Source organism: Wenyingzhuangia gilva (assembly GCF_030519655.1).
Taxonomy (GTDB): Bacteria; Bacteroidota; Bacteroidia; order Flavobacteriales; family Flavobacteriaceae; genus Wenyingzhuangia; species Wenyingzhuangia gilva.
Genome location: NZ_JAUMIT010000007.1, coordinates 149,692 through 162,954, shown reverse-complemented (window position 1 = coordinate 162,954; position 13,263 = coordinate 149,692). Strand labels below are relative to the sequence as shown.

Here is a 13,263-nt window from a genome sequence, read left to right as displayed (position 1 = left end):
GTTATAGAGTGTTCTCCTTTAAGAATCAACCTTACACATTCTTGTTTAAAGTCTAATGTGTATTTTACTTTTCTAGACATAAAAATACCCCCAAATTGTGTCTAACTTTTTGGGGGCACTCTAAAATTGTAGGGGATTTTTGTTTACTATCCAAGTAGGTTATGTTTTATTTCATCAAAATATTATTAGACTTTAAAATATCTATAAATTTTTCTTCTTTTCCACTTTCTTTCATGGATTTGTAAATCATGTTCATAATGGTTTGAGCATCATTTTTATAAGGAGATTTTTCTTGATCATATATATTATAAGCTTTACATATATAATCTAATCCTTTCTCCGATTCTTTTAATTTAAGGGCATATATTAGTCCAATTCCATAATATATTTCAGGATTGTTATTGTCTATTTCAGCTAGTGATTCAAAGGCCTTAATAGCTTTATGGTATTCTTCTTTGTATTGATAGGCAATGGCAATATTTTGTAAAGGCATCACTCCATTTGGATCTAATGTCAAAGATTTTTCATAACACTCAATGGCTTTGTCATAGTCATTTAATTTTCGATAACTCAAACCTAAGTTGTCCCAAGCAAAAGCAAAAACAGAATCAATTTTAATCGCTTTTTTGAAGTATTTAATGGCTTTTTTGTGATTTCCATTGTTACTCTTATCAATTCCTTTATAATACAACTTCAGTGCTTTTTCATCGGTAGAAAGAGAGTTTTTATTTACAAAATCTCTACTGCCAATTTTTTCCTTCAGTGTGATACAATTTTTAAAAAGATAGTTTTCTAATTTGCTGTATGATGCTTTGTAATCATCTGAGTTTGTATTGGTATTAAGAATGATGTCTTGACTTGTTGTCGTTAAATCAATGTTGGCTAATTTACTACCTATCTGATAAGCTCCCACCTGTTTGTTAATACAATCTTCTACTTCTTTATTAATTAAAAAAGGAGATTTGTTTGTTGTACTAATAGAGTCTATACACATACAGGAATTTTCTGATAGCTCTTGTAATAATTTGTCTTTGTTTATTTGAGATACTCCACTAAAATAAGTGATGCTTAGTATTGCAATTAGTGTTTTCTTTTTCATAGATTTTGATGTTTACAAAAGGCGTTTTATATTATTTATAGGCTAGTTACTCTATTTTTTCTAAAACAACATATTGATTAAATTTATTAACAATTGTGTTTAAATAAGTCTTTATTCTATCATATTCACTAGCAACATAAATAGATTTTTTAAACTTGTAATTTCCTATTACAAAAATGGTCTCTCCATTATTGGCATAGTTTAGATTAATATTAATCAAGTCATTGTCTATACTATAATTTTCAGGTAGACTATTCGTTTTGTATTTTTTTGGAATTTTAATGGTGGCACTAAATTGTTTTTCTTTGATGTATTCAAAATCAACAGGATAACTTCGTTCTTTTAGAGTAAGATTGTTTTTGTCTAAAGGGAAGTTTAAAAAGGGTTTGATAATTAATTTATTAATTAATTGTTCTGTTTGATAAGTTCCCTTTAGATTTATAGCATAAGGATGCATTTCTTTATCAAAAGCACGAGTTTTTACAATATTAATTTCACCAATTTTTGCATCATAGTAGTTTTTTATTTTAAGAGTATCGTTTTCAAAAAAATCTCTATTTTGATAAGCCTCATAATTTGTACTCTGTATAGCTACTAACGCTTTTGTATTTAATGTTAAAGAGTCAATATTATGCTGAATGTTAATTTTTTCTAAGGATTCTAATTGACTATTTAGGCTTACCCATTTTATATCTTCTTCTTCATCTACAATAAGTCCTTTTTCATTTAAACACTTAACGGGTAACATATTATAAGGTAAATGATCTTTAGTAGCGTCCGTTAAAAAAGCTGGACTAGTATTAACAAAAGCAATGACATAATTGGTTACATGATCAAAAGGGTAATCTATAGGGATTTTACCATGACTACGAGTACTTAAAATAATAGGTTTGGCTTCAATACCAGCTTCATTTAACATGGCTATTAAAAAAAGATTGATTTCAGCTACATTACCTTCATGTTTATTAACAAACTCTTTTACTGTTTGATGAGCATATTTACCATGGGAACCATTCCAACTAAAATGAAGTTTTACATATTCAATAATTTTTTGAGCTTTTAAAGTGTTGTTCAAACCACCTAATTGCAAATCTTCTTCTATAATTTTTTTAGCATAGCGAGAAGCACTTTTGATGTATTTACCAAAATTTTTGTGTTTCATCAAAGCTTCGTTTAATGCTGTCCATGTTGACATAATGTCTTTTGTGCCTCCTGTAGGATATTTAACTTTAGACATTTGAAAATCCATTTTCATGATATAATCGTTTACAGAGGTAATGTAAGATTCGTCTTTAAAAGCAGGGATGTCTTTTAATACATATGTATGAACATAGTCTTTAAATTTAATCCCTCTATAACTTCTATCCGAACCTGCTATTTCTGAAAGTTGATAATCAAATTTTTTAATTCCTTGGGCAATAAATACATAATCATAAAAAGGAATCATGCGGGCTTCATATTCGCTATAAATAGTAGGGATTTTATCTTGAAATGTCCAATCAGGAATGTTAAAAAAGAAAGGGGTTTCTAACTCATAGGTAAATTCAAAAACAGAACCGTCTTGAACATCTGGAAACACAAACTTTTTTTGATGCCATCGTTCATTAATTTGTTCGTCATAAATGTTTGAGTGGTCAAGTTTGGTTTCTATTAAATTATTGTTTTCTAAGGTAAAGGTAACGGCTTTTATATTTTTAACGATCTCTGTTTTTCCATAACCATCTACATAATATGGAATAGTGATTTCTGCAAATTCTGAAGCGGTTTTATCAAATATTTTAATTCTTTTATGTCTAGTGAATTTTATGATATAACCTCTATCTGTATCCATAAAACTTGTTTTTCCAATATCAAATAAGACTACGGCCTTAGCAGTTGTATCTTTTTCGTAACTAGACATTTTTATTTCTTCTCTTGAGAATTCACCAAATTTTACGTCTAACTTTTGAGAATGAACCAGCGAAGTAATAAATAAACTTAGAATTAAGGAGGAAATTTGTTTATGTTTCATTTTAAATGTTTTCTTTTTCTTTTTTAACGTAGTTGTATATGGCTATTTAAGAGTGTTTGAATACCTAAACAGACCAAGCAATTGTTTTTTTGTAAACATAATGATAATTTGTAAAAAAGGAAAAGGAGGTTTAAGAAATAACTCCTTCAATAAAATCGCCTACGTAATAAGAAACTAAAGCAGCTAAAATTCCTAGTAAAAGTGTTTCAGCAACTCCTTTCCAAATAGCAATATGGTTGATATAAGACTTTAAAGATCCTACTATTATAAATCCAATTCCGGTACTAATCGAAGAGTATATAAACACATTGGCTTCTATTGGAGAAACATCATCAATAACATAGGCCAAAAGCGGAAAAATCCCGATGAGCAAAAAAGAAGCATAGGTTACCATAGATTTTCCTAAAGGATCAAAATTCTTCTCTATTTCATCAATATCTTCTTTTCTATGTGCATATTTTAATCCATTGTCTTTTTCTGTTTTGGCAGATAAATATGCTCCAACAGACATGGCGAAGCCATCGGCAAGTAAGTTCGCAAAACCTAAAATAATGATAACAGAACTATCTAAATTGGCACCTACGGAACCCGCTACCACCGCAAAAGTTGTGACACACCCATCAATACCACCATAAACAAACTCTCCAAGGTATTTTTCAATTTTTTGGTATAAATGAGACGTAGATGATATCATAATAGTAAGATTGTTAACTTACTTAAAGTTATGACTTTGAGTGTTTAGAAACGATAAAAATTGTGTAGTGCAATGATTTAATAAGTATCTTGAAGTCTTTGAGAAATCATTTGGATAATTCGTCTACTGTATTCAGAAGCATTGTTTAAATACAGTGTAAATTCCTCATCAGTAAACATTCCTATAACCATGCCAACGTACTGATTTCTTAAATGTTGATTTCTTGTTACTGCTGTTTTTAAAAACTCATTTTTTTGATAAACCTCTAGAGATTTTAAATTAAAATCAGCGTGTTGTAAATAGTTGTCAAACAAAGCAATGATCAAGTTGTATTGCATTTTAATTATGGGACGTAAGACTGCATTCTGAAATTGTTCTTCTGCAGACATGGTTTCGTTAACCTTTGCTGATGGAATATTTGGTCTTATTGATGTTTTACTTTCCATTATTTTAATTTTTCTTTTAAAAAGGCTCCTGTATAAGATTCTTTGTTTTGCACCAAAGCTTCAGGTGTTCCCATAAATAATACATTTCCTCCTTTTTTACCACCTTCTTTTCCTATGTCGATGATATAATCGGCACATTTAATAAAATCGATGTTGTGTTCAATTACAATTAAAGAATGTCCGTTGTCTATCAGCGCATTCATAGATTTTAACAACTTTTTAATATCGTGAAAATGCAATCCTGTGGTAGGTTCATCAAAAATAAATAAGGTTGGTTCTTGACGACTTCCTTTCACTAAGAAAGAAGCTAATTTAATACGTTGCGCTTCACCTCCAGAAAGGGTAGAAGAGGACTGTCCTAAAGCGACATAACCCAAACCAACATCTTGTAAAGGTTGTAGCTTTTTACTGATTTTACTTTGTTTGGTTTTTCCAAAAAAGTCAACTGCCTCATCAATAGATAAGTTTAAAATATCATCAATGTTTTTATCGTTGAATTTGACCTCTAAAACCTCTTTTTGGAAACGTTTACCGTTACAAGTTTCACAGGGCAAATGTACATCGGCCATGAATTGCATTTCTATAGTTACCTCACCTTCTCCTTTACAAGTTTCACATCGACCTCCATCTACGTTGAAAGAAAAATGTTTGGGTTGATAGTTTCTCATTTTGGCCAAGTTTTCGCTGGCAAATAAAGAACGAATATCATCATATGCTTTGATGTAGGTCACTGGATTAGAACGAGAAGATTTTCCAATAGGGTTTTGATCAATAAATTCTACGTTTTTAATCGCATCTAAATCTCCTTTAACTTGAGATACTTCACCAATTTTATTTCCTTGTCCAAAAATGTGTTTCTGTAAAGTAGGATATACAATATCTTTTACCAAAGTACTTTTTCCACTTCCTGAAACTCCGGTAATGACAGACAAACAATTTAAAGGAATACTAACATTAATATTTTTTAAATTATTTTCTCTAGCTCCAATAATTTCAATTTTGTTTTTGGTAGTTCTTCTCTTTTTGGGAACTTCAATTTTGTCAGTACCATTTAAATAATTTGCAGTGTGCGTGTTGGATTTTAAGATTTCATCGTAAGTTCCTTCTGCAACCAATTCTCCACCAAACACTCCTGCATCAGGACCAATATCAATAATATAATCGGCCTGTTTCATAATATCTTCATCGTGTTCTACCACAATAACTGTGTTTCCTAAATCGCGCAATTGTTTTAAAACTTCAATGAGTTTTAAACTGTCTTTTGGGTGCAAACCAATACTAGGTTCGTCTAAAATATACATAGAACCAACCAAACTACTTCCTAAAGAAGTGGCCAAGTTAATTCGCTGACTTTCCCCACCAGACAAAGTGTTAGAAGCTCTGTTTAAGGTTAAATAACCCAAACCAACATTGTCTAAAAATTGTAGCCTGTTGTTTATTTCTGTGAGTAATCTTTTCCCAATGACGGCATCGTATTTATCAAGATTTAATTCTTTCATAAAAACCGTTAATTCATCAATAGGAAGATTAATGAGTTCGTTGATGTTTTTTCCACCTACAAAAACATTCTTGGTTTCTGGTCTTAATCTCGTTCCTTTACAAGTAGTACATTTTGTTTTTCCACGATAACGAGATAACATGACACGGAACTGAATTTTATAACTTTTGGCTTCTAAATATTTAAAAAAGTCATGTATACCTTCAAAGGATTTGGTTCCATTCCAAACCAATTCTTTTTGTGCATCGGTCAATTCAAACCAAGGTTTGTGGACAGGAATGTCATATTCATAAGCATGATTGATTAATTGATTTTTCATATCAGCACCGCTTTCACCTTTCCAAGGAGCAATACAATCTTCGTAAATAGATAATGAAGTATTTGGTATGACTAATTCTTCATCTACACCAATAACATTTCCGTAACCTTCACAAGTAGGGCAAGCCCCATAAGGATTGTTAAAACTAAAAAAATGAGTGTTGGGTTCGTAAAAAGTCATGCCATCCAACTCAAATTTATTGCTAAATTCTCGTGTATATTGATCGTCTAAATTTTCTAAAACACAGAGTCCTTTTCCTTCGTAAAATGCAGTTTGAATAGAGTCTGCCAATCTATTGTAGTAATCTTCATCATCTTTAACTACAATTCTATCAATCACTAAATTCAATACTGTTTTGGCGGTAATATCTTTAGGATTTACCTCTTCAATTCTATAGGTTTCTTCATCAACTTTAATCCTGGCATATCCTTGCTGCACCAAAATTTGTAATGCTTTTTCAGGATTTCTATCTCCTAATTCATAAGGAGCCAACAATAATAATTTGGTACGTTCTTTTAACTTCTTTAAATGATTGATGACATCAGAAACCGTTTCTTTTTTTACTTCGTTTCCAGAAATAGGGGAGATGGTTTTACCAATTCGGGCATATAATAATTTTAAGTAATCATAAATCTCCGTGGTGGTTCCTACTGTTGATCGTGGGTTAGAAGAATTTACTTTCTGTTCAATTGCAATAGCTGGAGCAATTCCTTTGATATAATCTACTTTAGGTTTGTTTAGTTTCCCTAAAAACTGACGAGCATAAGAAGATAAACTTTCTACATATCTACGTTGTCCTTCAGCATACAAAGTATCAAAAGCCAAACTAGATTTTCCAGATCCAGACAATCCTGTAATCACCACCAATTTGTTTCTTGGAATGGCAACATCAATATTTTTTAAATTGTGCAATCCTGCCCCTTTGATAATGATAAATTCTTTAGGAGATAAATTTTCAAGTACTTTACTCATGAATAATGCTTGTGTTGAGAATGTAAAAATAATTGTTTTGTAACAATTATAAGGTAAACCATTATTTATATCATGTTAATTAGAATAATTAAATTTTGGTATGTTTATTGTATATTTACAATTCGTAATAACTTTAAAAAACGTCGCCTATACATTAAAATTACTCGAACTAAAAAGTAATTATAAATGGAATTAAATTCTAAGCAGTCAGATGCAACATTGGTCTCTTTATATATTAAAGGTGATGAAAAATGTTTGTCTGAGTTGATAGCGCGACACCAAGAAAAGATTTTCGGTTATATATATTCTAAAACTTTTGATAGAGACTTGTCTGATGATCTTTTTCAAGACACATTTATCAAAATTATTCACACCTTAAAAAGAGGGAAATACAACGAGGAAGGAAAATTTTTACCTTGGGCTTTGCGTATTGCACATAACTTAACCATGGATTTTTACCGTGATAAAAAACGTAAAAAGACAAAATACGCCACAGAAAATTATGATGTTTTAGATTTTATAGAAGCAGAAGATTTGAATGCTGAAGATAAAATTGAACTGGAACAAACCCTTAAAAATGTATCAGAATTGGTTGATTTTTTACCTGAAGATCAACAAGAAGTATTGAGAATGAGGATTTTTATGGATTTAAGTTTTAAAGAAATAGCAGAACACACCAATGTAAGTATTAATACGGCTTTGGGTAGAATGCGCTACGCTTTGATTAATTTAAGAAAAATATTAAATGAAAACCAAGTGATAAAATCTAACTAGTATAATAAAATCTTATATCTAACGTTACTAAATTATCAAACAATAGATATATGATAAAAAACTACTCTGATTCGTCATTTGACAAAAAAATGAATACCCTTAATTTACAACCCAAAAAAGAAACTGTTTCTTTTATTCTTAACTTTTCAAAATCCCTAAGCATTGTTAAGGGAACAGTGATTAAAGAAATAAGGTTTGACAAAAATTAATGTCAAACCTTATTTATTTTTTCTTTTTATAATATTCCTCAATCACCGATTTTCTACCAATGGTTTTGGTAATAACATCTTTGTCTAAATCCCAACCTCGTGCTGGTGAATATTCACGTCCATAGTAAATAATTTGCAAATGTAATTTATTCCAAGTGTGTTCTGGAAACAACCGTTTGGCATCTTTTTCAGTTTGTTCCACATTTTTTCCATTGGTCAATCCCCAACGATACATCAATCTGTGTATGTGTGTATCTACCGCAAAAGCAGGAATGTTAAAAGCTTGACTCATCACTACACTTGCCGTTTTATGTCCCACAGCAGGTAATGCTTCTAAATCTTTAAAATTGGCAGGAACTTCTCCATTGTGTTTATCAATTAAAATATGTGACAAGCCGTGAATTCCTTTTGATTTCATAGGTGATAATCCCACAGGTTTGATAATTTCTCTAATTTCATCTACCGATAATTTTATCATGTCATAAGGATTGTCTGCTTTAGCAAACAATAAAGGAGTAATGGTGTTTACACGAGCATCTGTACTTTGAGCGGACATCAACACAGCAATTAATAAAGTATAAGGATCTTTATGGTCTAATGGAATTGGGGTTTCTGGGTAAAGTTCTTCTAAAGTATCTAGTACAAATTGTACTTTTTCTTGTTTTAACATAGGAATAAGTTTCAGTTCAAAAGTAATTATTTATAAAGAAAAACGACAGAAGTTTGAGATTTCTTTAAATGAAATATTCAAGAAAAAATAGAGATCATAATCTGTAAATAATAATGTTCTAAATACTATTTTTACCTCATGAAAAAATTCATTCCAGCTTATTTACTAACCTTTGTAAACGTATTAGGATTTAGCCTGTTAATGCCTATTTTACCTTTTGTGGTCAATAGTTATGGGGCTCCTAAGTGGGTGTTTGGTTTGTTAATTACTTTATATAGTGCTTTTCAGTTTATTGGAGCTCCATGGTTGGGGTCTATGTCTGATGCCAAAGGGAGAAAACCGTTATTACTAATTAGTCAATCCGGAACTTTATTAAGTTGGATTATTTTTGTCATCGCCATTGCTTTGCCAGAATATCCCATTTTTGGCTTTGCCCTTCCTTTATGGGTGATTGCATTGTCCAGAATTTTAGATGGAATTACAGGAGGAAATACTTCGGTAACCAATGCTTATGTAAGTGATTTAACCACCACCAAAGAGAAAGAATATATTTTTGGTTATTTGGGTGGTATTGCTGGAATTGGAATGATTATCGGTCCAGGTTTAGGAGGGATTACCGCATCAACTTCTATAGGATATTTAGGAACTTTATTTACCTCAATTTTTATTTCTGTAGTAACTTTAATCACCATTTTTAAATGGCTAAAAGAAACACATCCTGTAGAAAAAAGAGTTGCCAAAAAGAAAACAAATATTTGGGAAATATTAATTATTCCCCTAAGGATTAAAAGAGTAGATCCATCACCTCTTATTAAAGTACTGTTTACTATGAAGTTTTTCTTCTCTGCTATGATGGGCTTCTACATAGGGACCATGGCTTTATTTTTAATTGATTTGTTTGATTTTGATGTTAAAGAATTAGGTTTGTTCATGTTTGTTATTGGGCTCTTTTTGTCTTTAAACCAAGCATTTGTATCTAAGTTTTTTATTAGTAAACTAGGAGCTTTTAAAACCTTAATTCTAGGACTTATTTGTTGTGTATTAGGATTAATTGCGATTACATTAACAAAAAACTTGTGGTTGTTTATTCTATTTTATTATGTCTTAAATTTAGGATTATCACTTTGTTTTCCTGTGTTTAATTCATTAATATCTGTAAATGCCAATCCAAAAAAGCAAGGAGAAATTATGGGAATTAGTGAGGCGATTAACTCTTTTTCTATGGCTTGTTTTCCTGTTATTTCAGCTATTATATACTCAACTATCGGAAATCATTTATACCGTTATATGATTTTATTACCCATGGCTGCTTTGGTTTTTGCTTTTATAGGAATTAGAAAATATGGGAAAAGTACTTTTCAACCTTAAGATTTAGTAATTGTCTAAATAACAACTTTCTTGAGTTCTGTTTAGTCATCCTAACTGCTTTCTTTATATTTGTTCTTCGATTAAAAAAATCAACGTATTATGGAGATGTTAAAAGTAGGAGATAAGGCTCCCCATTTTGAGGCAATAGATCAACATGAAAAAACAATCAAACTAAGTGATTTTGCTGGAAAAAAATTAGTAGTTTTTTTCTATCCAAAAGCGAGTACACCAGGTTGTACAGTTGAGGCTTGTAATTTAAGAGACAATTATCAAACTTTTTTAGCTCAGAATTATGAGGTCGTTGGAGTAAGTGCAGATTCTGTAAAAAGACAAGCAAATTTTGCCAACAAACAAGAATTACCCTTTTCTTTATTAGCAGATGAAGACAAAAAAGTGATTGAAGCTTTTGGTGTTTGGGGACCTAAAAAGTTTATGGGAAAAGAATATGATGGTATTCACAGAACTACCTTTATTATTGATGAAAATGGTATTATAGAAGAAGTGATAGCCAAAGTAAAAACCAAAGAGCACACAGCTCAAATTTTAAAATAAATATATGGATCAAGTGATTCTTGTCAATGAACAAGACGAACCAATAGGAACCATGGAGAAAATAGAAGCGCATGAAAAAGCCTTATTACATAGAGCTTTTTCAGTTTTTGTTTTTAATGATGCGGGTGAATTAATGTTACAACAACGTGCTAAAGATAAGTATCATTCTCCATTGTTATGGACCAATACTTGTTGTAGTCATCAAAAAGTAGGAGAAACCAATATAGAAGCGGGAAAACGTAGGTTGCAAGAAGAAATGGGCTTTACTACCGATTTAAAAGATGTTTGTTCCTTTATATACAAAGCACCTTTTGATAATGGATTAACCGAACATGAATTTGATCATGTATTGACTGGGGTTTATAATGAGGAACCTAATTTAAATCCTGAGGAAGCAGAAGCCTATAAATGGATGAAGTTAGAAGATGTAAAAGCAGATATGCAAAAAAATCCCGAAATTTACACGGCTTGGTTTATTATTATTTTTGATAAATTTTATGAGTTTATAAGTCAATAATGGAAAGGGTTAAGAAAAAATTATTTATCGGAATTATCTTTGCCATTTCAGCAAGTTTGGTAAGTGTTTTGATTCAATATCATGAGAATTTATGGGAGTTGATTCAATACAATTCAGAAACTATTGGATTTAATTTTTTATTGTACTTTTTAGTAGGTTATGTATTAATAGGAAACCTATTTGCTAATAAAAAAGCTAATTAATTATGGAAATTACGGTACATAGAGTTGCTTATTTTAATGCAGCGCATCGTTTGTTTAGACCCGATTGGGACGATGCTAAAAACTTTGAGGTTTTTGGTAAATGTAGCAATCCCAATTATCATGGGCATAATTATGAGTTGGTCGTATCTGTTACCGGTGCCATAGATCCAGAAACAGGTTTTGTGATGGATTTAAAAATACTAAAAAGGTTAATCAGAACAGAAGTTGAAGATGTTTTAGATCACAAAAATTTAAACTTAGAAATTCCTGAATTTAAAACAACCAATCCAACGGCAGAGAATATCTCTATTTATATATGGAATCAATTAAGAACCTATATTCCATCACACTTAAAATTGGCGATCACTTTATACGAAACGCCTAGAAATTACGTAACTTATTCAGGAAAATAATCCATTGTTATGAAAGTAATTGCTATGATTCCTGCTCGTTTGCAAGCGACCAGATTCCCTAAAAAATTATTAAGAGATTTATGTGGTAAAACCGTTATTACTCGTACTTATGAAGCAACGGTAGGAACAGGACTTTTTGATGATGTTTATGTGGTAACAGACAGTGAGGAGATAAAATCCGAAATTGAAAAAAATGGAGGAAAAGTCATCATGAGTATTAAAGAACACGAATGTGGTTCTGATAGAATTTCCGAAGCTGCTGAAATGGTTTCTGGAGATATTATTATCAATGTTCAGGGAGATGAACCTTTTACTAGAATAGAACCTTTGCAAGATTTAATAGAGGTTTTTAAAAACGATGCCAAAGAAGAAATTGCTGTGGCCTCTTTGGTACACACCATGGAAGATTGGCACGAAATTGTAAACCCAAACAACGTAAAAGTAGTACTAGATAATAACAATTGTGTGATGTATTTTTCTAGAGCTCCAATTCCACATCCTAGAGACAAAGAAGTAGATGTAAAGTATTACAAACACATAGGAATATATGCCTTTAGAAGACAAGCATTGTTAGATTTTCCTAAAATGAAAATGTGTCAGAATGAAGCGACAGAAAAATTAGAAGGAATTCGTTTTTTGGAACATGGTATGAAAATAAAAATGGTAGAAACGCCTTTTAAAGTTGTTGGGATTGATACTCCTGAAGATTTACAAAAAGCAATTCATATTTTACAACATGGCTAAATACAAAGTCATCGCTTTTGATGCCGATGATACACTTTGGGTAAACGAACCTTATTTTAGGGAAGCAGAAGATCAGTTTGCCAAGCTGTTGTCTATTTACGAAACGGAAAATAAAATTCAGCAAGAACTCTATAAAGTTATTACAGGGAACATTCCTTTATATGGTTATGGAGTAAAAAGCTGCATTTTATCTATGATTCAATGTGCTACAGAGCTATCCAATAATCAACTTCCTGCAAGAATTACCCAACAAATTTTAAACATTGGTAAGGAAATGCTTTCTAAACCTATTGAGTTGCTACCAGGCATTGAAGAGGTTTTAAAATTATTGTCAAAAAAATATACATTAATCGTTTTGACCAAAGGAGATTTGTTAGATCAAGAAAAAAAACTAGAAAGATCAGGTTTGTTAAATTACTTTCATCATGTAGAGGTGATGAGTGAAAAAAATCCAGAAGGATATCAACGAATTTTAAAACATTTAGATATTGCTCCTAAAGACTTTTTGATGATTGGAAATTCTTTAAAATCAGATGTTCTACCGGTACTTAATATTGGAGCAGAGGCAATACATATTCCTTTTCATAGCATTTGGCAGTTCGAAACAGTAGACCAAAAAATACTCGATACTCAACAATATAAAACACTAAGTTCCGTTAAAAAAATATTAAACATTTTATAGATATACTTGTTATTGTTTGCTCAGTATTAACACTGAATTTTCAAATTTTAGTAGAAATAAACAAATGTTTAAGTTATATTTGTTTCGCTATA

14 protein-coding genes are annotated in these 13,263 nt (G+C 30.8%); 8 read left to right on the top strand and 6 right to left on the bottom strand.

From position 1 onward, the window contains the following. Positions 1-166: 166 nt before the first annotated feature. The 5 genes from QVZ41_RS13135 to uvrA all read right to left on the bottom strand — a co-directional run bounded on the left by QVZ41_RS13135 (position 167) and on the right by uvrA (position 7,039). Positions 167-1,099 carry a tetratricopeptide repeat protein gene (locus QVZ41_RS13135; protein WP_302885092.1) on the bottom strand — a complete coding sequence of 311 codons (933 nt, stop codon included), beginning with the start codon at positions 1,097-1,099 and terminating at the stop codon, positions 167-169. Between the two features lie 46 nt (positions 1,100-1,145). After that, positions 1,146-3,110: a DUF3857 domain-containing protein gene (locus QVZ41_RS13130; protein ID WP_302885091.1), complete on the bottom strand. Its 1,965-nt coding sequence runs from the start codon at positions 3,108-3,110 to the stop codon at positions 1,146-1,148. Positions 3,111-3,240: 130 nt separating this feature from the next. Further along, positions 3,241-3,804, bottom strand: a complete 564-nt coding sequence (locus QVZ41_RS13125; protein WP_302885090.1) for a VIT1/CCC1 transporter family protein — start codon at positions 3,802-3,804, stop codon at positions 3,241-3,243. 77 nt (positions 3,805-3,881) lie between these two features. Then, positions 3,882-4,250: a glyoxalase gene (locus QVZ41_RS13120; RefSeq protein ID WP_302885088.1), complete on the bottom strand. Its 369-nt coding sequence runs from the start codon at positions 4,248-4,250 to the stop codon at positions 3,882-3,884. Continuing rightward, a complete protein-coding gene (gene uvrA / locus QVZ41_RS13115) occupies positions 4,250-7,039 on the bottom strand; it encodes an excinuclease ABC subunit UvrA (protein ID WP_302885087.1) in 2,790 nt (929 codons plus the stop codon). The genes QVZ41_RS13120 and uvrA overlap by 1 nt, the downstream gene beginning before the upstream one ends. 186 nt (positions 7,040-7,225) lie before the next feature. Between uvrA and QVZ41_RS13110 the strand changes: the two genes are divergently transcribed. Further along, a complete protein-coding gene (locus tag QVZ41_RS13110) occupies positions 7,226-7,813 on the top strand; it encodes an RNA polymerase sigma factor (protein WP_302885086.1) in 588 nt (195 codons plus the stop codon). Positions 7,814-8,035: 222 nt separating this feature from the next. Here the strand turns inward: QVZ41_RS13110 and QVZ41_RS13105 are convergent, their stop codons facing one another. Continuing rightward, complete coding sequence (locus QVZ41_RS13105; protein ID WP_302885085.1) at positions 8,036-8,692, bottom strand: endonuclease III domain-containing protein; 657 nt, start codon at positions 8,690-8,692, stop codon at positions 8,036-8,038. A 138-nt stretch (positions 8,693-8,830) separates the two neighbouring features. On the opposite strand from QVZ41_RS13105, the gene QVZ41_RS13100 reads away from it, so the two are divergent. The 7 genes from QVZ41_RS13100 to QVZ41_RS13070 all read left to right on the top strand — a co-directional run bounded on the left by QVZ41_RS13100 (position 8,831) and on the right by QVZ41_RS13070 (position 13,171). After that, positions 8,831-10,060, top strand: coding sequence for an MFS transporter (locus QVZ41_RS13100; RefSeq protein ID WP_302885084.1), 1,230 nt, complete (start codon positions 8,831-8,833; stop codon positions 10,058-10,060). A 99-nt stretch (positions 10,061-10,159) separates the two neighbouring features. Beyond that, positions 10,160-10,612, top strand: a complete 453-nt coding sequence (bcp, locus tag QVZ41_RS13095; protein ID WP_302885082.1) for a thioredoxin-dependent thiol peroxidase — start codon at positions 10,160-10,162, stop codon at positions 10,610-10,612. Positions 10,613-10,616: 4 nt separating this feature from the next. Continuing rightward, positions 10,617-11,129: an isopentenyl-diphosphate Delta-isomerase gene (idi, locus tag QVZ41_RS13090; protein ID WP_302885081.1), complete on the top strand. Its 513-nt coding sequence runs from the start codon at positions 10,617-10,619 to the stop codon at positions 11,127-11,129. Next, positions 11,129-11,332, top strand: a complete 204-nt coding sequence (locus tag QVZ41_RS13085) for a hypothetical protein (RefSeq protein ID WP_302885080.1) — start codon at positions 11,129-11,131, stop codon at positions 11,330-11,332. The genes idi and QVZ41_RS13085 overlap by 1 nt, the downstream gene beginning before the upstream one ends. 2 nt (positions 11,333-11,334) lie before the next feature. After that, positions 11,335-11,745, top strand: a complete 411-nt coding sequence (locus QVZ41_RS13080) for a 6-pyruvoyl trahydropterin synthase family protein (protein ID WP_302885078.1) — start codon at positions 11,335-11,337, stop codon at positions 11,743-11,745. A gap of 9 nt (positions 11,746-11,754) precedes the next feature. Continuing rightward, positions 11,755-12,489, top strand: coding sequence for a 3-deoxy-manno-octulosonate cytidylyltransferase (gene kdsB, locus QVZ41_RS13075; RefSeq protein ID WP_302885077.1), 735 nt, complete (start codon positions 11,755-11,757; stop codon positions 12,487-12,489). Next, entirely contained in the window at positions 12,482-13,171 is a 690-nt protein-coding gene (locus QVZ41_RS13070; protein WP_302885076.1) for an HAD family hydrolase, read from the top strand. Before kdsB ends, QVZ41_RS13070 begins: the two co-directional genes overlap by 8 nt. Positions 13,172-13,263: the final 92 nt, after the last annotated feature.

Bases quoted from the DNA above. Each gene is read 5' to 3' on its own strand.
- bcp (WP_302885082.1), top strand. From the start codon at position 10,160: ATGGAGATGTTAAAAGTAGGAGATAAGGCTCCCCATTTTGAGGCAATA.
- QVZ41_RS13135 (WP_302885092.1), bottom strand. From the start codon at position 1,099: ATGAAAAAGAAAACACTAATTGCAATACTAAGCATCACTTATTTTAGT.
- idi (WP_302885081.1), top strand. From the start codon at position 10,617: ATGGATCAAGTGATTCTTGTCAATGAACAAGACGAACCAATAGGAACC.
- QVZ41_RS13105 (WP_302885085.1), bottom strand. From the start codon at position 8,692: ATGTTAAAACAAGAAAAAGTACAATTTGTACTAGATACTTTAGAAGAA.
- uvrA (WP_302885087.1), bottom strand. From the start codon at position 7,039: ATGAGTAAAGTACTTGAAAATTTATCTCCTAAAGAATTTATCATTATC.
- QVZ41_RS13130 (WP_302885091.1), bottom strand. From the start codon at position 3,110: ATGAAACATAAACAAATTTCCTCCTTAATTCTAAGTTTATTTATTACT.
- QVZ41_RS13125 (WP_302885090.1), bottom strand. From the start codon at position 3,804: ATGATATCATCTACGTCTCATTTATACCAAAAAATTGAAAAATACCTT.
- QVZ41_RS13120 (WP_302885088.1), bottom strand. From the start codon at position 4,250: ATGGAAAGTAAAACATCAATAAGACCAAATATTCCATCAGCAAAGGTT.
- QVZ41_RS13110 (WP_302885086.1), top strand. From the start codon at position 7,226: ATGGAATTAAATTCTAAGCAGTCAGATGCAACATTGGTCTCTTTATAT.
- QVZ41_RS13080 (WP_302885078.1), top strand. From the start codon at position 11,335: ATGGAAATTACGGTACATAGAGTTGCTTATTTTAATGCAGCGCATCGT.
- QVZ41_RS13070 (WP_302885076.1), top strand. From the start codon at position 12,482: ATGGCTAAATACAAAGTCATCGCTTTTGATGCCGATGATACACTTTGG.
- QVZ41_RS13100 (WP_302885084.1), top strand. From the start codon at position 8,831: ATGAAAAAATTCATTCCAGCTTATTTACTAACCTTTGTAAACGTATTA.
- QVZ41_RS13085 (WP_302885080.1), top strand. From the start codon at position 11,129: ATGGAAAGGGTTAAGAAAAAATTATTTATCGGAATTATCTTTGCCATT.
- kdsB (WP_302885077.1), top strand. From the start codon at position 11,755: ATGAAAGTAATTGCTATGATTCCTGCTCGTTTGCAAGCGACCAGATTC.